Here is a 23275-nt window from a genome sequence, read left to right as displayed (position 1 = left end):
CCTGGTCGACGGCGTGATTAATGTCCACGGAAAACACAAAAAGCACAGAAAAATTCTTCTCGATTTCCGTGTCTTCCGTGTTTTCCGTGGACAAAAAAACCTCTGCAGCGGATAAACTTCCTTCATCCGCATTCTCTCTGCCGGTCGATATCACACCGGCAATGTCAAACCGCCATGCACATCCACGAATACCGGCAACGCATCACTCTTGCGCTCGAAGCGCTGGGTATCTCCGACGACATCATCGCGCGCAAGCAGTTGCCTTTTTTTGAAGAAGCCCGCGAACTGGTGATCGCCGAAACCGACGCAAGCAATCGAGAACACCTGCTTGTGCCCGACGCGGCGCAGGCGTGGTGGTCCATGAAGGGCGCTGCGCAGGAAGAAGGTGTTGTACTGGAAATCGTCTCCGCATTTCGCGGCGTCGATCGGCAGATCGAGATCATCCGCGCCAAGATTGCGCGCGACATGCCGATGGAAACCATCCTCACGCTCAGCGCGCCGCCCGGCTACAGCGAGCATCACACCGGCCGCGCCATCGACATCAACACGCCTGGCTGCGAGCCGACTGAAGCGCCGTTCGAAGACACCGACGCCTTCCGCTGGCTATGCCGACATGCTGGCCGCTTTGGTTTCACGCTCTCGTATCCGCGCGGGAACGCACTTGGTTTTATCCACGAACCGTGGCATTGGTGTTATCAGTCGGGAGGGGCGGTGTAGACCGCGAGGATGCCGCGAGAAGCTGAAGGGGGGCATCCACGGAAGAGAAATTCTTGTCCACGGAAAACACGAAAAGCACGAAAATTTTTTTGATCTTCGAGTCTTTCGTGTTTTTCGTGGACACCAATATTACCGTGGCGTTGGCGCTAGCAGTCGGGATGGGCAGTGTAGACCGCGATGATGTCGCGAGAAGCGAAAGGGGTGCATCTACGGAAGAGAAATTCTTGTCCACGGAAAACACGAAAAACACGGAAAACAACAAGAATTTTTCTGTGTTTTCCGTGTTTTCCGCGGACACTTCTGTTAGTGCTCCTCGAACTGCCAGATCCTATGCGCATCCAGCAGCAGTCGCGCCTGCGCTTCCAGCGCATCAAGCTGCATGGCTTCCGCGGATGCAGCAGCTTCCATCGACTGCCGCCGTGCAAAGAGCAGTTCGCTCAATGAAGCTTCGCCCAGCGAATACGCCTTGGACACCAGCGCTGTGTTGTCGTCCGTCTGCTTCGCCACCTGCGCGAGCCTGTGCCAGGTTTCATAAGCCGCTTCGGCATTCATCGCGACGCTCATCGCGTCGCTTTCCGCCTTGACGCTCACTTGCGCTGCCTTGTCCTCGGCAATGCGCGCCTGGGCCAGACCTGCCTCGTGCTGTGAACGGCGCAGGCTGCCGGACAGCGGAATTGAAAAGGTGACGCCAACGATCTTCTCCTGCCGGTCGCGCTCCTGCGCCATGCGTACGCCGAGCGTGGGGTCGGGCATGCGGTCCAGCGCGAGACGCTCGGCATTCAGTTTTTCCTGGTCGGCCATCGATCGGGCCAGCTCGATCTCGTGGTTGTCCGCAAGGATGCGCTGCTTCCATTCACCGGCACCGCCAGTCAGCGGAACTGGTTCGGGCAGCGGCTGCGGTACGCGCAATTGCGCGCCAGGATATTGCGATTGCAGTGCGGACAGCACGCGCGCTGCCCGTTGCTCAGCCTGAGCTTGCGCGGCCGATGCCCTTTCGTATTCGGTGTCGGCCAGCATCAGTTCGACGCGCGGCGCGTCGCCTGCCTTGACGCGCTTGCGCACGACATCCGCCTGCTGCTTCAGCAGATCCGCCTGTTCCTGCAGACGCGCCGCCGTGCGGGCTTCGCGCATCGCATCGAACCAACTTCGCAAGAACGCGCGACCCGCTTCGTGCCAGGTGTCAGCCAGCGCAAAACCAGCTGTCTTCACACGTTGCTCACCCAATACACGGTCCTTGTCGCCCTTGCCGAACCAGCGGATCGGTCGTTCGACCGCCAGCTCGTTTTCACGATAGCGCGTGCCGCTGGCGGACTCGGTGCGCCGCTGCAGGCCACCCTTGACCATCCATTCATACGGCCCTGCACGCAGCCGGCCGGCGTTGGCTTCTTCCAGGTCGATGCCATTGCGCGCCGCCTTCACTTGCGGCAGTTGCTCCAGCGTATTGCGCACCATCTCCTGCGGCGGCAGGGAGGCGGGATACTCCTGCGCGGCGGCGCCGAACGACAGGGCAAGCGCGGCGATCGAACACGCCGCATGAAACATCTTCTTTGCACTCATACGAATCTTCCAAACCTGATCAGCGGCGTCACCCAGTACGCCATTTCTGGACTGTGGAAATCGGCACGCAGGCTCGCCAGCAGCGGATCGACGTTTCCCTCCTCCATCAATATCGTGATGACGCGGCGGCGCGCCCGTCCGCGCACCTGCTCCATGGTCGTCGGCAGGCTCATGCCGGTGCCGAAGCCCTCGGCCGGCATGATCGAAAAGCCGCTCACCCATTCCGGATGCGCCTGCAAATGATCGAGCACTTCTTCTTCCAGCCGTGCCGGCAGCGCCAGCGTGAGCACGCAGTTGTACTGATGCGCCATCATTTTTCCTCCATGCCGAATTGCTGGAACAGGATCGGCAGCAGCACCAGCGTCAGCAAGGTGGATGTCACCAGACCTCCAATCACCACGATCGCCAGCGGACGCTGGATCTCGGAGCCGGGCCCGGTCGCCAGCAGCAAGGGGATCAGGCCGAAGGCCGCGATGCTGGCGGTCATCAGCACCGGGCGCAGGCGACGCTTCGCGCCTTCGATCACGACCTCGGCAGCGCCGAGCCCCTTGGCCTTGAGCTGGTTGAAATAGCTGATCATCACCAGCCCGTTCAGCACCGCGATACCCATTAGCGCGATGAAGCCGACCGATGCCGGCACCGACATGTATTCCCCGGTGACGGCAAGCCCGACCACGCCACCGATCAGCGCAAACGGAATGTTGACGAACACCAGCGTCGCCTGGCGCAGCGAACCGAAGGTCGCGAACAGGAGCAGGAAGATGAGCGCCAGCGAGATCGGCACCACGACCAGCAAGCGCGCCGCTGCGCGCTGCTGGTTCTCGAACTGCCCGCCCCACGCAATGCGGTAACCGGCCGGCAGCTGGACCTGCTTCGCTACCGCTGCTTTCGCATCATCGACGAAGCCCACCAGGTCGCGGCCGCGCACATTGGCGCGCACCACCACCATGCGCGAGGAATTCTCGCGTTCGACCTTCACCGGCCCATCGACCGGGCGCAGCGAAGCCAGGTGCGAGAGCGGAATCGCCTGGCCGTCCGCGACCGGTATGCGCAGTTCCTGGAAGCGCTCCGGCGACAGTTGCAGCTCGCTGCCGCCGCGCACGATCAGCGGCAGGCGACGGCCTTCCTCGATCACGATGCCGGTGGGGCGACCTTCGACCAGCATGCGCAGGTCGTTTTGCACCTGCTCCACGCTCAGGCCGTAGCGTCCGATCGCCGCGCGGTTGAAATCAACCTGCAGGTACTGCACGCCGGCGTTCTTCACGGTCAGCACATCTTCGCTGCCGGGAATGGCTTGCATCACGCGCACGATCTGTTCCGCCATCGCGTTGAGTTTCTGCATGTCGCTGCCGTACACCTTCACCGCGAGATCGCCGCGCACGCCGGACAGCATTTCCGAGGTGCGCATCTCGATCGGCTGCGTGAAGCTCACGTTAATGCCGGGGAATTCCGCCGCCACCGCGCGCAGGCGGTCGATCAGCACTTCCTTGTCCGGATCGCGCCATTGTTCGCGCGGCTTGAGCACGAGGAAGGTGTCGGTTTCGTTCAGCCCCATCGGGTCGAGCCCGAGTTCGTCGGAGCCGACGCGCGCCACCACGCTTTTCACTTCGGGCACAGCTTCCAGGACACGGCGCTGCAAGGCCTGGTCCAGTTCCGCAGAGCGCGCCAGGTTAATCGAAGGCATTTTCTCGACCTGCATGATGATGTCGCCTTCATCCATCGATGGCATGAAGGATTTACCGACCAGCATGAACAGGCCGGCCGCCACGAAGAGCGACACCACCGACGCGATATATGCAGTCTTCCTGTGCGCCAGTGCCCAGTCCAGCAGCGGCAGATAGGCTTTCTCCAGCTTGCGCACCAGCCACGGGCTTTCGTGCGCCGCCTTGCCAAGGAAGAAGGAAGCGAGCACCGGGATCACCGTCAGCGACAGCAGCAGCGAACTGGAGAGTGCGAACACGATGGTCAGCGCCACTGGCTTGAACAGCTTGCCTTCGAGGCCCTGCAGGGTGATCAGCGGCAGGAACACGATGACGATGATCGCCATGCCGGACGTCACCGGCACCGCGACTTCCTGCACGGCGCGGTAGATCGTGTGCAGCCTGGTGCGTGCTGCGCCGGGCGAGGGATGCGCCGCATGCGCTTCGATGTTCTCCACCACCACCACCGCTGCATCCACCAGCATGCCGATCGCGATCGACAGCCCGCCGAGCGACATCAGGTTGGCCGACAGGCCGAAATAACGCATCAGCAGGAAGGTCGTGAGCGCAGACAAGGGCAGGATCACCGCCACCACCAGCGCCGCGCGCAGGTTGCCGAGGAACAGGAAGAGCAGGATCATCACCAGTGCGATCGCTTCCACCAGCGCCTTCGATACCGTGCCCACTGCGCGCTCCACCAGGTTGCCGCGATCGTAGAAGGGCTTGATGCTCACGCCCTTGGGCAGGCTCTTCTGGACCTCGACCAGCTTGGCGCGCACCTGGTCCACGACCTGCTGCGCATTGGCGCCGCGCAGGCCGAGCACCAGCCCCTCGACCGCTTCGCCGCTCCCGTCCTTGGTCACGGTGCCATAACGCGTCATGCTGCCGAGGCGCACCTCGGCCACATCGCCCACGCGCACTGCCACGCCGTTGCGCGTGTCGATGGCAATGGCCCTCACATCATCGACGGTGCGCACGCTGCCGTCGCTGCGCACCAGCAGCGATTCCTCGTTCTGCGACAGGCGTCCCGCGCCATCGTTGCGGTTATTCGTTTCGAGCGCCGCCTGCAATTGCGCCAGCGACATGCCGCGCGCCGCCAGTGCGGCCGGATCGGGCACCACCTCGAAGCTCTTCACCAGACCGCCCAGCGCGTTCACATCGGCCACGCCGGGAATCGCGCGCAGCTGCGGCCGGATCACCCAGTCGAGCAGGGTGCGTTTCTCGACCAGCGGCAAGTCGCCTTCGATGGTGAACATGAACATCTCGCCCAGCGGCGTGGTGATCGGCGCCAGTCCGCCGGAGACGCTTGCCGGCAAGTCTTTCTCGACATTGCCGAGGCGTTCGGCCACCTGCTGGCGCGCCCAGAAGATGTCAGTGCCGTCCTCGAAATCGAGCGTGATGTCAGCAATCGCATACTTGGATTGCGAACGCAATACGGTCTGATTCGGAATGCCCAGCAGCTCCTGCTCGATCGGCGCGGTGATGCGCATCTCGACTTCCTCGGGCGTCATGCCGGGAGCCTTCATGATGATCTTGACCTGGGTCGACGAAACATCCGGAAAGGCGTCGATCGCCAGGCCCTTGTAGGCCACGATTCCGGCACCGATCAGCGCCGCCGTCAGCACGAGCATCAGCAGCCGCTGCGCCAGCGAAAATGCAATCAGACGGGAAATCATTATTTGCCCTCGCCCGATCCGCCCAGGCCCAGCCACATGCCCTTGAGGGTTGATACCCCGCGCACCGCGATCTCATCGCCGGCCTTGAGCGCTCCCTGCACCGCCGCGCGCTCGGCGCCGCGGCTGGCGACCGTCACTTCGGCCGGGCGGAATCCGCCGCTTGTACGCACGAACACGTAGTCCTTGCCCTCAAAGCGCACCAGTGCTGCTGACGGCACCTCCATCGTGCCGGCCTGGGCACGACCCGGCTTAACGATCGCTTCGACAAACTGGTTCGGACGCAGGCAGGATTCCGCCGACGGCAGCTCGGCGCGCAGGATGATGTTCTGCGTCGCGCTGTCCACCTGCATGCCGACCGCGCTGATGCGGCCCGGCTTCGGGCATCCCTCCACGCTGACCGCGTCACCGACGGCGATCTGCGCGGCCTGCGCCCTGGCCGCCTGCAGCTCCAGCCACAGCCTGTTCGATTGCGCGATCTTCGCCAGCGGCGCGCCGGCTTCCACCCGCTGTCCCGGGGCGGCCATCTGCTCAATGATGGTGCCCGCCGAAGGCGCGGCAACGGTCAGGATGGGGGAAATTGCCTGCGAGCCGGCGAGCTTCCTGATGTCCTTGTCGCCCATGCCGGCGATCTTCAGCGCCTGGCGCTGCTCCTGCTCGGCCACACTGCTTTGCACCAGCGCGCTGCGCGCCTCCTGCAGGCGGCTTTCCGCGATGATGCCCTCCTTGAACAAGGCCTCATCGCGCTGGTACTTCGTGCGGGCGAGTTGCGCCTGCACGCTGGCCTGCACATAGCTGCGCTGCCATTCCATCAATTGCGGGCTGTGGATGCGCACGAGCGGCGCGCCGGCCGCGACCTTGTCCAGCGGCTCCGTCAGCACTGCCTGGACGACGCCGGCCGCCGAGGCGCTGATGACCTGGACGGCCTTGGCGGGAAATACCGCGTTGCCGGACAGCCGCAGGCCATCGCCCGCGGTGGACGAGGACGCGATGCGTTCCAGCGCGATGCCCGACTTGCGCATCTGGTCGTCGCTCAGCTTGAGTAAATTTGGGGACGCCGCGCTGGCGGAGGCGAGCGCGATGCCAAAGAGAAGTGGCAAAAAGGAAATTGTTTTCGTGCGTTTCATGAGCTGCCCGTGATTCATTTTTATGACGAGCCACTCTAGAAAGCAAACCTTAAGGCGTTCTTAAGAAACGGTTCCCTTGAGTAAAAACAAGAAAGTGCAGCAATGGATTGCTGCGCGGTATGGCGGGGTCAGGCGCAGCGGTGGAGCGTGAGGAGTACGTTGCGCGGAGTGCGACGCATTACAGGCGCACTGTCCGCTCTCCGAAATAGCCGAGTTGCAGGCTGCCCGCGATGCGGTCCGCGATCAGCAGCATCTCGCGCGATGCCGGATCGTCGAACAGGTCCGTTGCCGTCTGCTTGAACAGCGACAGCCAGCGCACGAAATGTTCCTCGCGGATGCCGGTGAGCGCCATGTGCTTGCCGAACACGTTGCCCTGAAAGCGCGCGGTGCCGAGCAGGACGGTCGACCAGAAGGCATACATGCGCGGCATGTGTTCATCCCACTTGCCATGCAAGGCTTCCTCGAATACCGGTCCCAGGACTTCGTCCTTGCGGACCCTGTCGTAGAAGGTGTCGACCAGGACGCGAATGGATTCTTCAGTAACTGCTTGAAATTTCATGATGTCTTGGGTAACGCAGAAAGGCGCGACCGCTGTGCGAACATCGCGACGGCACATGTTCAGAAACCGTCAGCGTGTTCGCGATCCGCCGGCGGCACGCGACAACTCTTTCAGGAAGCCGGTGTGCATCCGGGCAATCTGCTTGCCCGTGCTGCCCTCGGTGATATCGGCCAGCGTGTAGTTGTCCATGGTGGCGTAGAAGGCGCACAGTCCGACGCGCAGCGCATCGCGCAGCAGGCACACTCGCTTCAATGCGCAGCCGCGCTCTTCACAGCCAACCAGCTCGGTGTCGCCCTCGAGTTCGCGCAGCACCACGCCGACCTTCAGTTCCGCCGGATCCGCGCACAGGCTGATCCCGCCATTACGGCCGCGTATCGCCAGTATCCATCCAGCGCGCGCTAGATGGCCGACCACCTTCACCAGATGGTTCGCGGGAATCTCGAATTGGGTCGCGATCTCCGCCACCGTGACCGGCACCGTCCTCTCGCCGGTCTGGGCGAGGTACATCAGGACGCGCAGTCCGATATCCGAAAAGTGGGTCAGGTGCATGACAGGGCCGTGTGGTGGGGTTGGGGAATTTTACCAAACGCCGGTTTCGGGGAGGGCGAGGCGGAAGGGGGCGGGTGTGGATGAGCATCGCAGTATGGCATGCTGATGTTGTAATAATTGCAATAAAAACGTTAAACTGCGCGTCGGTGTTTGGCGTCGGGCGCTTGAACTGCATCTTGTCGAGAACGCTGTAGCTGGCAATCGCGTCATTCACTTCCGTCTTATGCGTTATATGCCTGAGATATTTTTAATTCATTAGCAGCTCAAACAGAGGACGTCATGCATCCTGTTATTCAAAAAACCCTTGGTGGCCTGTCGGCACCGTATTACTTCCGGCAAATGTTTTTTGGTCTTCTGCTTGCCGGTTTTGTTTATGTCATGTCAACGCGCGGTGGACACGGCATACCCATCGGCATGTGGTTCCTCATCATCGTCAACACCTTGCTATATCCCTACTCCCGCTTTGTTTATGAGAGCATCGTCGGCTTCCTCATGGGCGAGAATATCTTCGTTGTTCATGCATTGTTAATGTTGTTGGTTAAAACCCTGACCGTGTTGTTGTGCTGGGGCTTTGCAATCTTCGTTGCGCCGATCGGTCTGTTATACCTATACATCTATCATTCGCGGGCTCGACGTTAAGCTCTCCAGCACATATGTTGGGCAGCAAAGCCCAACATCGTAGGCTGCAAGCTCCAATGCGATGGCGGAGATCAAGCCGACGTTGCGGACGGTGGATGTTGGGCTTCCTTCGTCAGCACCAACCTACATCCATTATTGACAAGCAGCGCGGTAGGTTGGGCTGCAAAGCCCAACATTAAGCATGACACCAACAATGCAATACCGCAGATCAAACACGCCAGGGGGTACGTACTTTTTCACGGTCAATCTCGCAGACCGGAAAAGTGGTCTGCTGACAGATCACATCGCAGCGCTTCGACATGCGGTACGAACGATCCGCCAATCCCATCCTTTCGACATCGTCGCCATGGTGGTATTGCCGGATCATTTGCATGCGATCTGGCGCTTGCCGTTGGAAGATGCGGATTTCCCTTTGCGCTGGTCTTTGATCAAAGGCGTATTTTCACGTGCGATTCCCAAAACCGAAGTGGTTCGGCGCAGCAGGGAAATGAAACGCGAGCGCGGCATATGGCAGAGGAGATATTGGGAGCATCGGATCAGGGGTGAAGACGACCTTGCGCGGCATGTGGCTTATATCCACTTCAACCCGGTCAAGCATGGCTACGTCAAGCGTGCGACGGATTGGCCTTATTCCTCCATTCACCGGGAGATCCGACGGGGGAATTTGAATGATGATTGGGGCGGTGCGGCGGAAGAGGAAAGTGGAGACTGGGGTGAATAGGGCGATCTGTGCTGCGGGCGGTGGATGTCGGGCTTCCTTCGTCAGTACCAACCAACGTCCATTATTGACGAGCGGCGTCTCGCCTACACTTCAATTACCATCCGCGGATCAAATCCCGGATTCTCCCACTGCAGTTCCTCCGGCGATTGCGCACTCGAACGATTCAGCGTGTAGCCGCGCGGGTTGGCGATGACGCGTGTCTTGCCAACGCGGTAATCGAAGCTGTCGTGCACATGGCCGTGGATCCAGATGTCGGCCTGTTCGAGCAACGGCCCCAGGTCGCTGATGAAGGACGGGTTCAGCGGGCTGTCGGCGAAGCGCGGATGGATCGATGCGCGATGCGGGGCGTGATGGGTGACGACGATGGTCGTGCCGTCGAAGCGTTCCTGCAGTTTTTTTTCTAGCCAAGCGCGCGATGTGAGGTGCAACGCCTCGGCATCGCGCGGTAGGAAGAAGTTGCCGTTCAGCTTGATCAGTTCATGGTCGATCAGGATGCGCTCCGCTTCGGCCATGGATTCTTCTTTCCGGCCGCTGTACAGCTGGTAATCGGTCCACAGGCAGCAGCCAAGAAAACGCACGCCACCCTGCACATGTTCGTCGCATTCGAGGAAGCGGACCTTGGTGCCTTCTGCGCCTTCGCGCAGGCTCTTCACCATCTCGAGATAGTCGTGGTGATAAGCCTCGTGGTTGCCGTGCACGTAGAGCACGGGAATCGGCCAGTTGCGGAAGGCCTCAATGGCGCGGTTGCCCTTGTGTATATCGCCGGCGATCACCAGCAGGTCGGCATCCGTCGGCTCCACCACCCGGTAGTCCGGAAAACGGCGCGTGAGAAATTCGAGATGGAGATCGGAGGCGATTTGTATCTTCATGGTCGCGTCATCTTACAACGAGCGCGAAATAATTTCTTTCATGATCTCGTTGGCGCCGCCGTAGATGCGTTGCACACGGGCATCGGCGTACATCTGCGCGATCGGATATTCCAGCATGTAGCCGTAGCCGCCGAAGAGCTGCAGGCATTTGTCGATGAGCGCGCATTGCAGATCGGAGATCCAGTATTTCGCCATCGAGGCGAGCACGGTGTCCATGCGGCCTTCCATCATGTCGACGATGCAGCGGTCGATGAAGATGCGTGCGACCGTGGCTTCGGTCTTGACTTCCGCCAGCACGAAGCGCGTGTTCTGCATCTCGATCAGCGGTTGCCCGAAGGCCTTGCGTTCGCGCGTGTAGTCGATCGTGAGCTGCAATGCGCGTTCGATGCTGGCGACGCCGGCCACCCCGATGATGGTGCGCTCGTAGGGCAGTTCGTTCATGAGCTGCGCGAAACCCTTGCCTTCGACGCCGCCGAGCACGCTGTCGAGCGGCATGCGCACGTTGTCGAAGAACAGTTCACAGGTGTCCTGTCCTTTCTGGCCGAGCTTTTCCAGGATGCGGCCGACGCGGAAGCCTTCGCAGTTGCGGGTTTCCAGCAGCATCAGCGATACGCCCTTGGCGCCCGCTTCCGGTTCGGTCTTCGCGACGACCACGATCAGGTCGGCGAGATTGCCGTTGGAGATGAAGGTCTTGGAGCCGTTCAGCACATACGCATCGCCGTCCTTCAGCGCGGTGGTGCGCACGCCCTTCAGGTCGGAGCCGGCGCCGGGCTCGGTCATGGCGATGGCGGCAACCATCTCGCCGCTGGCCAGCTTCGGCAGGTATTTCTGCTTCTGCGCTTCGGTACCCTGGTTCAGCAGATAGTGCGCGACGATGGCGTGCACGTGCAGGCCGAAGGCGGTATCGCCGGCATGGCTCAATTCCTCGAAGACGACGCACTGGTGCGCGAAAGTGCCGCCCGAGCCGCCGTAGCTTTCGGGAATGTCGGCCAGCAGCATGCCCATTTCACCCGCCTTGTTCCACAGCCCACGGTCGACATGCTGCTGCTTTTTCCAGGCGTCCTGATGCGGCACGATCTCTGCATTGACGAAACGGTGCACGGCATCGCGAAAGCCTTCGAGTTCCGGCGTCATCCAGGGGGAGATGATATTCATGTTGTTCCTCTCGATGTGGAATGCGTGGAAGGCATCAGGATGCCTGATACAGGGTGACGACACAGGCGCCGCCGAGGCCGAGGTTGTGCTGCAATGCCGTGCGCGCGCGGGTGACCTGGCGCGCTTCCGCCGTACCGCGCAACTGGTGCGTCAGTTCGTAGCATTGCGCGAGGCCGGTAGCGCCGAGCGGATGGCCTTTCGACAGCAGGCCGCCTGAGGGGTTGGTGACGACCTTGCCGCCGTAGGTGTTGTCGCCTGCATCGACGAACTGTTCGGCGCTGCCTTCCGGGCACAGACCGAGCGCTTCATAGGTGATCAGTTCATTCTGCGCGAAGCAGTCGTGCAGTTCGACGACATCCAGCGCGTCCGGGCCGATGCCGGCTTCTTCGTAGACCTTGCTTGCCGCTTCCTTCGCCATGTCGTAGCCGACGAGCTGCATCATGTCGCCGGATTCGAAGGTACCCGGACGATCGGTGGTCATGGCCTGCGCGGCGATGTGCACCGAGGTGTTGAGGCCGTGCCTTCTGGCGAACTCTTCCGATACCAGCACCGCCGCAGCGCCGCCGCAGGTCGGCGGGCAGGCCATCAGCCGCGTCATCACGCCGGGCCAGATCATCGGGGCGTTCATCACGTCGTCGGTAGAGACCACCTTCCTGAACAGCGCGAGCGGATTGTTTTCGGCATGCCGGCTGGCTTTCGCGCGGATCTTCGCAAAGGTCTCGAGCTTCGTGCCGTACTTCTTCATATGGGCGAGGCCCGCGCCGCCGAAGTAGCGCAGCGCCAGCGGGATCTCGGGCATGCCGACCAGCTTGTCCGTGACGGCGTCGAAGGCATCGAAGGGCGTGGGGCGGTCCTGGAACACGGAGCCGAGCGCGCCAGGGCTCATCTGCTCGAAGCCGAGCGCAAGCACGCAGTCGACCGCGCCGCTGGCCACCGCTTGGCGTGCGAGGAAGAGTGCCGTCGAGCCGGTGGAGCAGTTGTTGTTCACGTTGACGATGGGAATGCCCGTCATGCCGAGCTGGTAGAGCGCCTTCTGGCCGGCGGTGGAGTCGCCGTACACATAGCCGGCATACGCCTGCTGCACCTCCGCATAGGCGATGCCCGCGTCCTGCAGCGCAAGCCGTCCGGCCGCAGCACCCATCTGATCGTAGCTGGCGCTCGCGCCCGGTTTTGCGAAGGGGATCATGCCTACGCCGGCGACATACACTTTTCGGCTCATGTTGTGCTCCGTCAAATTGGAAAAATTGTCCTTGTGCTACTTATTAGGTCGATTGACCGAGTAGGAAAAAGCATTATAGGTCAAGTGTACTATTCGTCAACGGACGTGGGATAATTTTGCGATCGATCAATTGACCTTGCAATGCCACTGAACATGCTGCCTGCACTCAAGACCTCGCTCAAGGGGAAAACCTCGAACACCACCGAAAAGGGCTACGAGCGGGCGCGCGATATCCTGCAGGCCGCACGGGAAATCTTCGCAGCCGAGGGCTATGGCGGATTGTCGATGCGGCGCGTGGCGGCGCATGTCGGCGTGAGCCTGAGCAACGTGCAGCATTACTTCGGCAGCAAGGACACGCTGATCGAAGCCTTGCTGCTCGACTCGATGAACCAGTTCCAGGAGAAGATCGACAATATCGTCGCTTCCATGGCCGGCAAGTCGCGCGTCGAGCAGTTCGTGGCGACGATCGACATGTTCCTCGAGGAACTCGGCAACCCGGTCACGCGCGGCATGTTCTTCGAGTTCTGGGCATTGGCGACACGCAATACCTTTGCATCTGCCCTGATGGAAAAGATGCAGGCGCGCGAGCGGAAGGCGATCTTCCGGCTGATCCAGGGCATGTCACCGCGCATTGCGGATGAGGATTACGTCATCCGCGCGGCGCTGATCGTGGCGCAGGTCGAGGGGCTGATGCTGTTCCGGGTGCGCAACCGCCCGAAACGCCCCGAGCTCGAAGGCCTGGAAAAGGCCGCACGCGAAGCGGTCCTGCGTCTGGCGACGCAACCCTGACGAGAACGGACTGAACATGACCGCATCGCCTTCGCAACCACTTCCCACCGCGCCGCGCCAGGTGCCAGGCCCTGACGGCGTACCGCGCTTCGGCCGTTTCACGGGCGCCACCGAAACCATTGACTGGGCGCGTCTCGATGCACCCTATGCGCGCAGCGCATTCTGGCGCCGCACCCATCACAAGCGCTGGCACTATGTCGCGCTCACCACCGACGTACTGTTCTGCGGCATGGCTATCGTCGATCTTGGCTGGAGCAATACCGCGTTCGCCTATGCTTTCGACCGGCGGCTCGGCAAGGAAGTGGCGGCTTACTCGCAGAACGGATTGCCGGGGCTGGGCGCACAGGTGGCGCAGCAACCCGGGCAGGGCAGCGCCTTCCACTGGCTCGGCAACCGGATCGCGATCCAGCCCCTCGGTGCGCAACGCCGGCAGGTGCTTCTGCATTGTGGCAATTTCCGGATCGATGCCGAGTTCGATGCTTCAGGTACCGCTCCGGTGCTGCTGGCAGTCGGGCCGATCTGCGGCGGTTCGGTGCATGCGACGCAGAAGTCGCCCGGTATGCCGCTGAGCGGCAAGGTGCAGGCCGGCGGCCGCACCTACGACCTGCGCGGCGGCGTCGCCAGCACCGACTATTCGAACGGACTGCTGGCGCGCCGCACCGCCTGGCGCTGGGCATCCGCGCACAGCCTGAAACTCGGCTTCAACCTGCAGGACGGCTATTTCGAGGACCGCGAGAACGCACTCTGGCTGGACGGACAGCTGATTCCGCTCGCGCAGGCGCGCTTCGAGTACGATCCGGCGAATCCGCTCGCGCCCTGGCACATCCATACTGACGATGGCCTGCTGGACCTGCACTTCACGCCCGAAGGCGCGCGCCGCGAGAACAAGCGCCTGTTAATTGCAGCATCACGCTACATCCAGCCCGTCGGCACCTTCAGCGGCTGGGTCAAGCCCGCGCCCGACGCCCCACCACGCGTGGTCGAACGGCTGGCCGGCGTAACGGAGGATCATTTTTCCAGATGGTAGCCAGCCGTGTGCGGCTGCGGGTACACTGAGCAGATATCCGCGTCATTCCGGCCACCTGATACGACGGCGCCATGAGCAAGCACTTAACGTTTCCTTTTCCGCGCAAGGGCTGAGGTTTCTCACAAGTCGGCTGATGTGCGCGCCGGCGTATGAGGAGCGTATCGTACGGTTCCTTCCCCCTTTGAGGGGGAAGGTCAGGATGGGGGTAGTGAGGTTGAATCGCCGCAAACGAAAAATCGATCTTCCCACCCCCATCCCAGCCTTCCCCCTCAGAGGGGGAAGGAGCCTTGCAGTGCGCCGGTCATGCTGCGCTCGCATGTCTTGACTTGTCGCCAACCCTACAGCTGCAAAGGAGGTCTGCAGCGCAGCGTTTGACGCAATAGTTACATGGCCTCATTCACAAGCCGCACGCATGCCCGACCGCAAAGATCCCTGGAAAATCATCCGCCTCCTGGCCATCACACAGATCGTGTCATGGGGCTCGCTGTTTTACGCCTTCGCCATCGTTGCGCACGATATCCAGCGCGAGCTCGGCTGGCGCACGGAACTCGTGTTCGGCGCCTACTCATGGAGCCTGCTGGTATCGGGCCTGGCCGCGACGCCGGCCGGCATGCTGATCGACCGCTACGGCGGCCGCTGGGTGATGGGCATCGGCTCGCTGCTGGCGGGCGCAGGCATGATCGGTCTTGCGCTCTCGCACTCCTTCGCGCTCTACCTCGTATCGTGGACAGTGATCGGATTCGCGATGGCGATGGTCCTGTACGAAGCCGCGTTCGCGACCATCAACCGCGAATTTCTGCACAGCCCGCGCAAGGGCATATCCGTACTGACGCTGTTCGGCGGGCTGGCCAGTACGGTGTTCTGGCCGCTTACGCTCAAGCTCAACGGCATGCTCGGCTGGCGCGACACCTTCCTGGTCTATGGCCTGATCCACCTGTTGCTGTGCGCGCCGCTGCACGCGTTGCTGCATGCCGGTCCGCGCCGCGCCGTTCCCGCCGCAGTCAAGGTGGCACGCGATTACACCCTGCACGAAGCCTTGCGCGATCCGACCTTCTGGAAGCTGGCCTTCGCGTTCTCCGCCAACATGTTCATCTTTTCTTCGCTGTCGGTGCATCTGATTCCCCTGCTGCAGCGCTTCGGCCACAGCGCCGGCATGGCTGTGCTGGTATCGACGCTGATCGGGCCGATGCAAGTCGCCGGCCGCATCGTTGAAATGACCCTGGCGCGGAACATCCGCCCGCAGATGATAGGCAAGCTGACCTTCGCCAGCATGCCGGCCGGCTTGCTGGCGCTGCTGTTCCTCGGCCAGCACGAGGTGGCGGTCGCCGCCTTTTGCATCCTCTATGGCGCGAGCAACGGCGTGCTCACGATCGTGCGCGGCACGGTGCCGCAGGTTCTGTTCGGCCGGGAAAACTACGGCGCGATTTCCGGCGCGCTGGCCGGACCGTCCCTGCTCGCCAAGTCCGCCGGGCCGATCGCTGCCGCGGCGTTCATCGAGTTCAATTCCTCTCCCGCGTGGCTGCTCGGCATTCTGTTCGCAGTGTCTGTGCTGTCGCTGGTCTTTTTCCTGGCGGCGGTCCGGTCCGAGCGTGCCGGCAATGCGATGGCGATGGAGTAGGGGTGCGCAGGGTCGGCCTACGCCGGCACGAAACTGACCCTGATGCAGGTCCCGCCCTTCTCGGGCGAGCTTTGCAGGCTGATCGTTGCGTCATGCCGGTCGGCCACTTCCTTGACGATCGCCAGCCCGAGGCCGGTGCCGGTGGGTGAGCCATCGGCGAGCCGGTAGAAGCGCTCGAAGATTCGCTCATGTGCGTAGGTCGGAATGCCCGGCCCGTTGTCTTCCACCTCCACGAACGGCCGTCCGTCTTCGCCGATGCCGCTGCGCGCGGTTACCGTGCCGCCGCGCGGCGTGTACTGGATGGCGTTGTTGATCAGGTTGGCAAGCAGTTCGCGCAACAGCCACTCCGAACCTTCGACCAGTGCCGGCTCCGGTTCGAACCCGAGGTCGATGCCTTTGGCCAGCGCGGCATCGAACCATGACGAGGCACTGGCGCGTAGCAGGTCTGCAAGGTCGATCCTGCGGCGCTCGTTGCCGATGTTTGCCTCGGGCCCCGAGCGCGCCAGGGCCAGCAGCTGATGCGTCAGGTGGCCGAGCCGTACGGTGGCGTCATGGAGGCGCACCACGCGGCTGTGATGCTCCTCGGGCAATTCCTCCAGCGCGAGTTCAAGCTGCGTCTGCAGGCCGGACAGCGGCGTCTTCAACTGGTGCGCGGCGTTGGCGAGGAATACCTGCTGCCCGGCGGCGGCGGCACGCAGGTCCGCGATGAGTCCGTTCATCGCATTGATGAGCGGTTCCGCTTCGCCCGGCGTATCGCGCTTGGGTATCGGACTGGTGTCATGCGCGGGCCGGCCGGCGATTTCCTGGCCGAGACGGTCCAGCGGCGCCAGGCCCCGGCGCACGCCGAAGTAGACCAGCACAAGGGTTGCCATCACGAGCAGCACATTGGGCAGAACCATCGCTGCCAGTATCCGCGACCCGGCGCGCTCGCGCTTTCTCAATGTCTCGGCAAACACGACGGTAACGTCCCCGAGGCCGGTCGCCTTCCTGTACGTCGCTTTGCGGATACGGGTGCCGCGCAGCGTCGCGTCGGAGATGCGCAGGCCGCTGGCGGGCAGCCGCATGTCCGGGGTGAGGTCTGCATCGCCGGCGAGCAGGCGGCCCTGCGGGCCGTAGACTGCGAGGAATTCCTGGTCGGTGCGATCGGCCCGCATGAGCGACTCGACGTCAGGCGGAAGATCGACGCGCAGCATGCCGTCACGCACGACGACGCGCATCGCGAGCTCATAGGCGCTTTCCGACAACGCATAATCGTAGGCTTCCTGCGCGGGGCTGTTTGCGAGCCGGTAGTCGAAGGGCAGGCCGAGCACGAGCAATGCGGCCAGCGGCAGCAGCAGGAAAACGAGCAGGCGCCGGCGCAGTGTCTGGCGCGCGGGTTCAGGTGGGGGCAACTTCATCGACGCGGTAACCGATTCCGCGCAAGGTGCGCACTTCCACCCCGCTGTTGCGCAGCTTGGTGCGCAGGCGGGAGATGTAGATTTCGATGGCGTTCATGGTCAGCTCGTTGTCCCATTCGCTCAGGCTCTCCACCAGCTTCTGCTTGGTGACGACGTTCGGGCTGGCGAGCATCAGCTGCTGCAGGATGTCCCATTCGCGGCCGGTCAGTTCGAGCGGTGCGTTCTTTACCGTCGCGGTGCGGCGGGCAAGGTCGAGGCTCAGCGGGCCGACGCTCAGCTCGGAGGATGCGACCGAGCGGCTGCGGCGGATCAGCGCGCGCACGCGTGCCTGCAGTTCGGACAGGTGGAAGGGCTTGACCATGTAATCGTCCGCGCCGAGGTCGAGCCCGCGCACGCGGTCGTCGACGCCGTCGCGTGCGGTCAGGATGAGCACCGGCACGCTGATGCCCCGCGCGCGGATCTTGTGGATGAAATCATGGCCGCTCATGCCGGGCAGGCCGATGTCAACGATGGCAAGGTCGTACTGCGTGAGCTCCATCGCATGCTCGACCGGTTCGGCCGAGAGGCTGTGGTCCACGGCATTGCCCGATTTCTCCAGCGCCTCGCGGATGCCGGAGGCCACCATGACATCGTCCTCGATCAGCAGGATGCGCATGGTTCACGCGGCGCGATGGCGCCTGATCGCGAGCGATACGTTGCTGCCGCCGAAGGCAAAGGTATTGGAGAGTGCCACGTCGATGTCCATGTGTTTTGCCTGACCGTGAAGGAGTTCGATGCCGTCCACGCCCGGTTCGTCGAGATGGGCGGTAGGCGGCAGCGTGCCGCGCTCCAGCGCCAGCACGGTGATCGCCAGCTCCAGCGCGCCGGCCGCGCCCAGCGTGTGCCCGTGCACGCCCTTGGTGGATGATACCGCAGGCGCCGCGCCGCTACCGGAAAAGAACTCGCGGATGGCGGCGGCCTCGATCTGGTCGCCGACGGTTGTCGCCGTGGCATGGGCATTGATGTAGCCGATCTCCGCCAGCGCCACTTCGCCGTCCCGCACGGCAAGCGCCATGGCGCGCCGCTGGCCGTCCGCATCCGGCCGCGCGTAATGGCTGGCGTCACCGGCATTGCCGTAGCCGCACAGTTCTGCGTGGATATGCGCACCGCGCGCCAGTGCCACGCTCTCCCGTTCCAGCACGAAGGCCGCGGCGCCTTCGCCAAGCGCCAGGCCGGTGCGCTTGCGATCGAAGGGACGGCAGCTTTTCTCCGGCGCATTCTCATCGCGGCGGGCCAGCACGCGCAAGGCGTCCCATGCCTGCATCTGGCCCGGCACGACGGGCGCTTCCGAGCCGCCGACAATGATCCGGTCGGCGCGACCCCAGCGCAGCGCCAGCATGGCTTCGCCGATGGCGGTCGCGGCCGATGCGCACGCCTGCGAGACGGAGAGTTGCGGCCCGCGCAGGCCGAACTCCAGCGCGATCTGCGCCAGCGCCGCATTCTGCATGGCGAGCAGCACGGTCATCGGACCGATGCGCTGACCCGCATGCAGGCGGGCGTAGCTGTTCTCGGTGGTCGCGGCGCTGCCGACGCCCGTGCCCCAGTAGACCCCGAAGCGTTCGCTCTGCACGGCAGACAGCTCGCCCAGCTGCGCATTTGCCAAGGCTTCGCGCACGGCGAGCGTGGCAAAGCCGACATGCCGGTCGACATTGGTCGGCAGCCCCGGCATCGAGCGTGAAGCCATCTCCTCGGGGATGGTGGCGGCCACCCAGCGGCTGTCCGGCCCGGGCCAGGGGCGGATTCCGGATTCGCCCGCAAGTGCGCCGGCAAACAGCGGTTCGATGCCGGCACCGAGCGCTGACACCGCGCCGATCCCGGTGATGACGACACGCTCCGGCCCGTTCATTGCACCGCCGGCGTGCGAAGCTGATCGACGAGGCTGGCGATGTCGGCCAGGCTCTTCAGGTTCTCGGCCTGTGCATTGTCGACCTGGATGCCGAAAACTTCCTCCACGCGGAAGATGAATTCCAGCACGCCGATCGAATCGATACCGAGGTCGGCGATGGTGGCGTCGGGCGTGATCTTGGCCGGGTCGCAGTTGAATTCCTTGACAGCGAGTTCTGCCAGCATTTGTCGTGTGTCCATGTGTGACCTTTCTTTCAGTTCAGGCAAGACGTCTTGCCAGGTGGGGTGCTCCCTCCGCCAGTTCGCGCAGGAAGCCAACGCTGGCGCGCGCAACGGCATCGCGGTCATTGTCGAGGGTGAGCATGTGGTAGCTGTTGCTGAAAATGGTCTTGCGTATGATCGCCGAGCCAAGTCGGCCGGCAAGCAGCGTGGGCGAGCGCAGGCTCGCGATTTCGTCTTCGGCCGCATGCAGGATGAGCGCGGGCTGGCTGATCTCGCGCAGGCCTTTCTTGACGACGCGCATCAAGCGGTAGGCTTCGTGGATCGCTGTCAGCGGCAGGTCGCGTGCGCCTGCAGCGGAGTTGCCAGTGTTTTCCATCTGGCGCGCAATCCATTCGCGGATGCGTACGTTCTTCACGCCGTAGGGATCCTTCTCGCGCAGCGAATAGCAGTGCCGCAGCGGCGTGCATCCGGCGATGGGCAGCAGCCAGCGGTACGAAGGCAGGTTCCATCCGTCATAGAAGAGCGTGGTGGAAATGAGCAGCAGGGCGGAGACGGATTCGCCCGACAGCTGCGCCAGCCGCAGCGCGAGGTTCGCGCCGATGCAGATGCCGCCGGCGGCAACCGGGCCGTGGCTGCGCACCAGTCCGTCCAGGCGTTCTTTCGCCAGTTCCGTCCAGCGCTCGCTGCGCGCCAGCGGCGTGCGGTCATGTTCGCTGTGACCATAGCCCGGCAGGAACGGCACGCTCACGGTATGCCCGGCAGCATGCAGCCGTTGCGCGAGCAGCTGCAGCTCCATCGGATTGCCGCGCAGTCCGTGCAACAGCAGCACCGGGCTGCCGCGTCCTTCCAGGAACAGATCTTTCATGGGGCCAGTCTTCGTGATCGGGAAACCCATCTTATGCGGGGCTGCCTTTCAATTGCCTGACAGGACATACATTGCAAATTGGAAAGGATCGCGTGTTTATAATCCCCGTTTTTCCATTCATCCGGAGTACGCCATGGACCAGAAAGACCAGCAGTTCGAGAACGGCTTGCAGGTGCGCAAGCAGGTGATGGGCGAGGAGTTCGTCAGCAAGGCATTTGCCAATGCGGACGAGTTCACCATACCCTTGCAGGAATTCATCACGCGCAATGCGTGGGGCACGGTATGGTGCCGCGACGGACTGGACCTGAAGACGCGCAGCCTGGTCACAGTATCGATGCTGACAGCCCTGGGCCGCGCGCATGAGCTCAAGGGACATGTACGCGGCGCTCTCAACAATGGCGCGACGCCGGAGGAGATCCGCGAAGTGCTGCTGCATGCAGCGGTATATTGCGGCGCGCCCCTGGCAGTGGATGCTTTCCGCGTGGCACAGGAAGTTGTCGCAGATTTATCTCGCTAGCCATTTCATTGGCGCACATGCGGCATGCGCCCTATGATGAATAGGAACACCTTTTTATCATGCAATGCGCCCGTGATGCGCTGCCCCACGGTAATGCGGGGCGCTGCCAGGCCGCATTGCCCGAGGGAGAATCCTTCATGGAAGCCGAGCGCGTGACTGCATTCCTCGTCAGGATGCTGGCCATTCTTGTCACTGCCATTCTTGTCACTGCTTGTGGCGGCGGCCCGGGTCCGGGCGTACGGGTATTCGCCGTCACGCTCAGCGGCGCCGAGGAAGTGCCGCCCAATGCCAGCACGGCAATAGGCACCGGACTCATCACGGTTGACCTCGACACCCTGACGATGACCGCGAGCATCGTCACGACCGGCATTGCGGACACCGCCGCAGCCATGCAGGCAGGCGCGGTTAGCGTCAATGGTCCGGTGCTCTTGCCGCTGGCGCGGGTGTCAGGCAGCCCGGTGTGGACCGGCGGCGCGATGATCAGCAATACGCAATTGCGCGCGCTGCGCAACGGCGCCGATTACTTCAACGTCTCCAGCACGGCTTTTCCGAACGGCGAGCTCCGCGCCCAGATCATCGAGCAATGGCCGACCGACGACGAATGGAACCGCCTGCAGGCCGCGCGCTTCCTCTCGCCGCAACTCGACCAGCAGATGTGGCTGGTCGAGCACGCAGACGATCTCAGGGACTGGCACGGCTGGGGATGGGGGTTTGGGTTTACCCTCGGATTTTAGGAAAAGCTTTTGTCCACGGAAAACACTAGGCGTGCCCCACGAAAGACACGGAAAAATTCCGTGTTTTCCGTGTATTCCGTGGACAAGAATTATTTCGGATACAACTGATAAATCGCTCCTGCCAAGTCATCCGAAATCAGCAGACCGCCCTTGCCGTCCGGGATGACGTCTACCGGCCTTCCCCATACTTCGCGCGCATCCGGATCGGTGACGAAGCCCCTCACCAGGTCGATTTCGGCGCCGGCGTTGCCGGCATCGTCGAAGGGGAAGAAGACGACCTTGTAGCCGGCGCGCAGGCTGGTGCAATTCCAGCAGCCGTGCAGCGCGATCGCCGCGCCCTTGTTATACGGCGCCGGTACATTGCTGGCCTGCAGGAAGCTGAACCCGAGCGGTGCGGAATGCGCCTGTATACCCTTGGAGGCGCGGTCGACCTTTGCGCAGTCGAGGTTTTCACTGTTCCTGTTGAGTGTGAAGTCGGGCAGCAGGTCAAGGTTCGACATGCTCGCGTTGGGCACCGCGTTGCAGAATGGCCAGCCATAATTGGCGCCGTCGCGCACCACGGTGAAAGGCTCCGGAGGATTGTTGTCGACATAGGCAGGCAGCAGCTTGCCGAGATCGCTCACGCCGTCGCCGTCGAAATCCACATCCAGCGGAAAGCGCACCTGGTCGCTGTTATTGACTGCCGCCCAGAGCGTGTTCGTGCCGGGAATGAAATCGAGTCCTTCGGCGTTGCGCAGGCCGCGCGCAAACAGGCGTCCGTCCTTGCCGTCGGCGCTGTACTGGTAAATCGCGCCGCGCACCGGATTGCTCACGGTGTCCTCGGCGCAGGCATTGCAGGCCGATGCGATCGAGACGTACAGCTTGTGGTCGGGCGATAGCGCGATGTTTTTCAGCTGGTGGCCATAACTGCCTTGCAGCTCCGGTGTGGAATCGTCGGGCAGGTTGTCCACCACGGCTTCGCGCTCGCCGGAGGTCGTGTCGCCATCATGGTAGATCGAGCGGCTGATGCGATTGGATTCCGCGACATACAGGTACATGACGTCGCCGATACGATGGAACACCATGTCCTGCGGATTGTGCAAGCCGGTTACGAAGTCGAATGCCTTGGGCACGTCGCCCGGGCGTTCGCGCAGCAGCGTGATCTTGCCTGCGCCCGGATTCGATACCAGGACATCGCCGTTGGGTGCGAGCGCCATGAAGCGCGCGTTCTGCACGCGTGACCACAAGCGGATGCCAAAACCGGGCGGAACGCTCAGGCTGTGTTCCTGGTTGAAGGGCGTGTCGGCCAACGCCTCCGGCACCTCGAGCGTGCGTACCGTGCTTGCGGCGGCAAGCTGCGGCTGCGGTGCAGGCGTTGCGGCGGCCGGTGCGGGTGCTGCGCTTGCATTGCCGGCACTCGCGTCACTGGCCATTGCTCCACCGCCGCCACCGCACGCCGTCACGGCCACACCAAGCGTAAGCGACAGGCAAAGCAGCAGCACCAGCATGCGCTGCCTGTCACGGCGCCATGCTGCCATCATCGATGATTTCATTCTTTTACAAGGTCTGATCGCAATGGCCAGTGTGATGCGAAACTGTCAATTTGGTTCAACCTTGAGAAAACACAAGATTCTGCGCTGCCAGGATTTATAAAAATCAATGGCGCGCATCATCTTTTTTCTGACGGGAGATGAGGGCGTGAGATTGGAACGTGATATGGGGTGGGCTGTCGATTGGATGAATCGATAAATTGCGGCG

The 23275-nt window shown here is 62.7% G+C and carries 23 protein-coding genes; 8 read left to right on the top strand and 15 right to left on the bottom strand.

Annotated features, from left to right (window positions below):
• Positions 1-174: 174 nt before the first annotated feature.
• Positions 175-717 carry a M15 family metallopeptidase gene (locus tag VJ698_RS18425; protein ID WP_324104258.1) on the top strand — a complete coding sequence of 181 codons (543 nt, stop codon included), beginning with the start codon at positions 175-177 and terminating at the stop codon, positions 715-717.
• 303 nt (positions 718-1020) lie between these two features.
• Here the strand turns inward: VJ698_RS18425 and VJ698_RS18420 are convergent, their stop codons facing one another.
• The 6 genes from VJ698_RS18420 to VJ698_RS18395 all read right to left on the bottom strand — a co-directional run bounded on the left by VJ698_RS18420 (position 1021) and on the right by VJ698_RS18395 (position 7882).
• A complete protein-coding gene (locus VJ698_RS18420) occupies positions 1021-2274 on the bottom strand; it encodes a TolC family protein (protein ID WP_324104256.1) in 1254 nt (417 codons plus the stop codon).
• Positions 2271-2588: a DUF3240 family protein gene (locus VJ698_RS18415; RefSeq protein WP_324104255.1), complete on the bottom strand. Its 318-nt coding sequence runs from the start codon at positions 2586-2588 to the stop codon at positions 2271-2273. The genes VJ698_RS18420 and VJ698_RS18415 overlap by 4 nt, the downstream gene beginning before the upstream one ends.
• Positions 2585-5650 (bottom strand): CusA/CzcA family heavy metal efflux RND transporter, encoded by a 3066-nt coding sequence (locus VJ698_RS18410; RefSeq protein ID WP_324104254.1) that lies wholly within the window; start codon positions 5648-5650, stop codon positions 2585-2587. Before VJ698_RS18410 ends, VJ698_RS18415 begins: the two co-directional genes overlap by 4 nt.
• Positions 5650-6747: an efflux RND transporter periplasmic adaptor subunit gene (locus tag VJ698_RS18405; protein ID WP_324104253.1), complete on the bottom strand. Its 1098-nt coding sequence runs from the start codon at positions 6745-6747 to the stop codon at positions 5650-5652. The genes VJ698_RS18410 and VJ698_RS18405 overlap by 1 nt, the downstream gene beginning before the upstream one ends.
• 205 nt (positions 6748-6952) lie before the next feature.
• Positions 6953-7333: a group III truncated hemoglobin gene (locus VJ698_RS18400; RefSeq protein ID WP_324104252.1), complete on the bottom strand. Its 381-nt coding sequence runs from the start codon at positions 7331-7333 to the stop codon at positions 6953-6955.
• A 69-nt stretch (positions 7334-7402) separates the two neighbouring features.
• A complete protein-coding gene (locus VJ698_RS18395; RefSeq protein ID WP_324104251.1) occupies positions 7403-7882 on the bottom strand; it encodes an Rrf2 family transcriptional regulator in 480 nt (159 codons plus the stop codon).
• Between the two features lie 279 nt (positions 7883-8161).
• Between VJ698_RS18395 and VJ698_RS18390 the strand changes: the two genes are divergently transcribed.
• Positions 8162-8521 carry a hypothetical protein gene (locus VJ698_RS18390; protein ID WP_324104250.1) on the top strand — a complete coding sequence of 120 codons (360 nt, stop codon included), beginning with the start codon at positions 8162-8164 and terminating at the stop codon, positions 8519-8521.
• Between the two features lie 181 nt (positions 8522-8702).
• Positions 8703-9242 (top strand): REP-associated tyrosine transposase, encoded by a 540-nt coding sequence (locus VJ698_RS18385; protein WP_324104249.1) that lies wholly within the window; start codon positions 8703-8705, stop codon positions 9240-9242.
• Between the two features lie 83 nt (positions 9243-9325).
• On the opposite strand, the gene VJ698_RS18380 is transcribed toward VJ698_RS18385, so the two are convergent.
• Genes VJ698_RS18380 through VJ698_RS18370 form a run of 3 tightly spaced genes read right to left on the bottom strand, consistent with a single transcriptional unit; the run spans position 9326 to position 12485 of the window.
• On the bottom strand, positions 9326-10111 hold the full coding sequence (locus tag VJ698_RS18380) for a metallophosphoesterase (RefSeq protein WP_324104248.1): 786 nt from the start codon (positions 10109-10111) through the stop codon (positions 9326-9328).
• 12 nt (positions 10112-10123) lie between these two features.
• Positions 10124-11266 (bottom strand): acyl-CoA dehydrogenase family protein, encoded by a 1143-nt coding sequence (locus tag VJ698_RS18375; protein ID WP_324104247.1) that lies wholly within the window; start codon positions 11264-11266, stop codon positions 10124-10126.
• 34 nt (positions 11267-11300) lie between these two features.
• Positions 11301-12485: a lipid-transfer protein gene (locus VJ698_RS18370; RefSeq protein ID WP_324104246.1), complete on the bottom strand. Its 1185-nt coding sequence runs from the start codon at positions 12483-12485 to the stop codon at positions 11301-11303.
• A gap of 141 nt (positions 12486-12626) precedes the next feature.
• On the opposite strand from VJ698_RS18370, the gene VJ698_RS18365 reads away from it, so the two are divergent.
• The 3 genes from VJ698_RS18365 to VJ698_RS18355 all read left to right on the top strand — a co-directional run bounded on the left by VJ698_RS18365 (position 12627) and on the right by VJ698_RS18355 (position 15919).
• Complete coding sequence (locus VJ698_RS18365) at positions 12627-13274, top strand: TetR/AcrR family transcriptional regulator (RefSeq protein ID WP_324104245.1); 648 nt, start codon at positions 12627-12629, stop codon at positions 13272-13274.
• 16 nt (positions 13275-13290) lie between these two features.
• On the top strand, positions 13291-14301 hold the full coding sequence (locus VJ698_RS18360) for a DUF2804 domain-containing protein (RefSeq protein WP_324104244.1): 1011 nt from the start codon (positions 13291-13293) through the stop codon (positions 14299-14301).
• Between the two features lie 412 nt (positions 14302-14713).
• Positions 14714-15919: an MFS transporter gene (locus VJ698_RS18355; RefSeq protein WP_324104243.1), complete on the top strand. Its 1206-nt coding sequence runs from the start codon at positions 14714-14716 to the stop codon at positions 15917-15919.
• 17 nt (positions 15920-15936) lie between these two features.
• Here the strand turns inward: VJ698_RS18355 and VJ698_RS18350 are convergent, their stop codons facing one another.
• From VJ698_RS18350 to VJ698_RS18330, 5 genes are read right to left on the bottom strand one after another with little or no spacing between them, the layout of a single operon-like run.
• Positions 15937-17316, bottom strand: a complete 1380-nt coding sequence (locus VJ698_RS18350) for a sensor histidine kinase (protein ID WP_324104242.1) — start codon at positions 17314-17316, stop codon at positions 15937-15939.
• On the bottom strand, positions 17297-17971 hold the full coding sequence (locus tag VJ698_RS18345) for a response regulator (RefSeq protein ID WP_324104241.1): 675 nt from the start codon (positions 17969-17971) through the stop codon (positions 17297-17299). The genes VJ698_RS18350 and VJ698_RS18345 overlap by 20 nt, the downstream gene beginning before the upstream one ends.
• Positions 17972-17974: 3 nt before the next feature.
• Positions 17975-19201 carry a beta-ketoacyl-[acyl-carrier-protein] synthase family protein gene (locus VJ698_RS18340; RefSeq protein ID WP_324104240.1) on the bottom strand — a complete coding sequence of 409 codons (1227 nt, stop codon included), beginning with the start codon at positions 19199-19201 and terminating at the stop codon, positions 17975-17977.
• Positions 19198-19440, bottom strand: a complete 243-nt coding sequence (locus VJ698_RS18335) for an acyl carrier protein (protein WP_324104239.1) — start codon at positions 19438-19440, stop codon at positions 19198-19200. The genes VJ698_RS18340 and VJ698_RS18335 overlap by 4 nt, the downstream gene beginning before the upstream one ends.
• Before the next feature lie 19 nt (positions 19441-19459).
• Entirely contained in the window at positions 19460-20287 is an 828-nt protein-coding gene (locus VJ698_RS18330; RefSeq protein ID WP_324104238.1) for an alpha/beta hydrolase, read from the bottom strand.
• Positions 20288-20420: 133 nt separating this feature from the next.
• Here VJ698_RS18330 and pcaC point away from each other — a divergent pair, with 133 nt between their 5' ends.
• Together pcaC and VJ698_RS18320 are read left to right on the top strand one after the other, a co-directional pair.
• The gene (pcaC, locus tag VJ698_RS18325; protein ID WP_324104237.1) at positions 20421-20804 is read left to right on the top strand and encodes a 4-carboxymuconolactone decarboxylase; all 384 of its coding nucleotides are present in this window, start codon (positions 20421-20423) and stop codon (positions 20802-20804) included.
• A 59-nt stretch (positions 20805-20863) separates the two neighbouring features.
• Positions 20864-21538 (top strand): CHRD domain-containing protein, encoded by a 675-nt coding sequence (locus tag VJ698_RS18320; protein WP_324104236.1) that lies wholly within the window; start codon positions 20864-20866, stop codon positions 21536-21538.
• 89 nt (positions 21539-21627) lie between these two features.
• Here VJ698_RS18320 and VJ698_RS18315 read toward each other — a convergent pair whose 3' ends face one another.
• On the bottom strand, positions 21628-23058 hold the full coding sequence (locus VJ698_RS18315; RefSeq protein ID WP_324104235.1) for a sugar dehydrogenase: 1431 nt from the start codon (positions 23056-23058) through the stop codon (positions 21628-21630).
• Positions 23059-23275: the final 217 nt, after the last annotated feature.

The organism is Noviherbaspirillum sp., assembly GCF_035254685.1.
Lineage (GTDB): Bacteria > Pseudomonadota > Gammaproteobacteria > Burkholderiales > Burkholderiaceae_D > Noviherbaspirillum.
This window is presented reverse-complemented; position numbering and strand designations above follow the sequence as displayed.

Bases quoted from the DNA above. Each gene is read 5' to 3' on its own strand.
- VJ698_RS18385 (WP_324104249.1), top strand. From the start codon at position 8,703: ATGACACCAACAATGCAATACCGCAGATCAAACACGCCAGGGGGTACG.
- VJ698_RS18335 (WP_324104239.1), bottom strand. From the start codon at position 19,440: ATGGACACACGACAAATGCTGGCAGAACTCGCTGTCAAGGAATTCAAC.
- VJ698_RS18320 (WP_324104236.1), top strand. From the start codon at position 20,864: ATGCAATGCGCCCGTGATGCGCTGCCCCACGGTAATGCGGGGCGCTGC.
- VJ698_RS18395 (WP_324104251.1), bottom strand. From the start codon at position 7,882: ATGCACCTGACCCACTTTTCGGATATCGGACTGCGCGTCCTGATGTAC.
- VJ698_RS18330 (WP_324104238.1), bottom strand. From the start codon at position 20,287: ATGAAAGATCTGTTCCTGGAAGGACGCGGCAGCCCGGTGCTGCTGTTG.
- VJ698_RS18380 (WP_324104248.1), bottom strand. From the start codon at position 10,111: ATGAAGATACAAATCGCCTCCGATCTCCATCTCGAATTTCTCACGCGC.
- VJ698_RS18360 (WP_324104244.1), top strand. From the start codon at position 13,291: ATGACCGCATCGCCTTCGCAACCACTTCCCACCGCGCCGCGCCAGGTG.
- VJ698_RS18340 (WP_324104240.1), bottom strand. From the start codon at position 19,201: ATGAACGGGCCGGAGCGTGTCGTCATCACCGGGATCGGCGCGGTGTCA.
- VJ698_RS18370 (WP_324104246.1), bottom strand. From the start codon at position 12,485: ATGAGCCGAAAAGTGTATGTCGCCGGCGTAGGCATGATCCCCTTCGCA.
- VJ698_RS18375 (WP_324104247.1), bottom strand. From the start codon at position 11,266: ATGAATATCATCTCCCCCTGGATGACGCCGGAACTCGAAGGCTTTCGC.
- VJ698_RS18410 (WP_324104254.1), bottom strand. From the start codon at position 5,650: ATGATTTCCCGTCTGATTGCATTTTCGCTGGCGCAGCGGCTGCTGATG.
- VJ698_RS18400 (WP_324104252.1), bottom strand. From the start codon at position 7,333: ATGAAATTTCAAGCAGTTACTGAAGAATCCATTCGCGTCCTGGTCGAC.
- VJ698_RS18355 (WP_324104243.1), top strand. From the start codon at position 14,714: ATGCCCGACCGCAAAGATCCCTGGAAAATCATCCGCCTCCTGGCCATC.
- VJ698_RS18390 (WP_324104250.1), top strand. From the start codon at position 8,162: ATGCATCCTGTTATTCAAAAAACCCTTGGTGGCCTGTCGGCACCGTAT.
- pcaC (WP_324104237.1), top strand. From the start codon at position 20,421: ATGGACCAGAAAGACCAGCAGTTCGAGAACGGCTTGCAGGTGCGCAAG.
- VJ698_RS18315 (WP_324104235.1), bottom strand. From the start codon at position 23,058: ATGATGGCAGCATGGCGCCGTGACAGGCAGCGCATGCTGGTGCTGCTG.
- VJ698_RS18425 (WP_324104258.1), top strand. From the start codon at position 175: ATGCACATCCACGAATACCGGCAACGCATCACTCTTGCGCTCGAAGCG.
- VJ698_RS18420 (WP_324104256.1), bottom strand. From the start codon at position 2,274: ATGAGTGCAAAGAAGATGTTTCATGCGGCGTGTTCGATCGCCGCGCTT.
- VJ698_RS18350 (WP_324104242.1), bottom strand. From the start codon at position 17,316: ATGAAGTTGCCCCCACCTGAACCCGCGCGCCAGACACTGCGCCGGCGC.
- VJ698_RS18365 (WP_324104245.1), top strand. From the start codon at position 12,627: ATGCCACTGAACATGCTGCCTGCACTCAAGACCTCGCTCAAGGGGAAA.
- VJ698_RS18345 (WP_324104241.1), bottom strand. From the start codon at position 17,971: ATGCGCATCCTGCTGATCGAGGACGATGTCATGGTGGCCTCCGGCATC.
- VJ698_RS18415 (WP_324104255.1), bottom strand. From the start codon at position 2,588: ATGATGGCGCATCAGTACAACTGCGTGCTCACGCTGGCGCTGCCGGCA.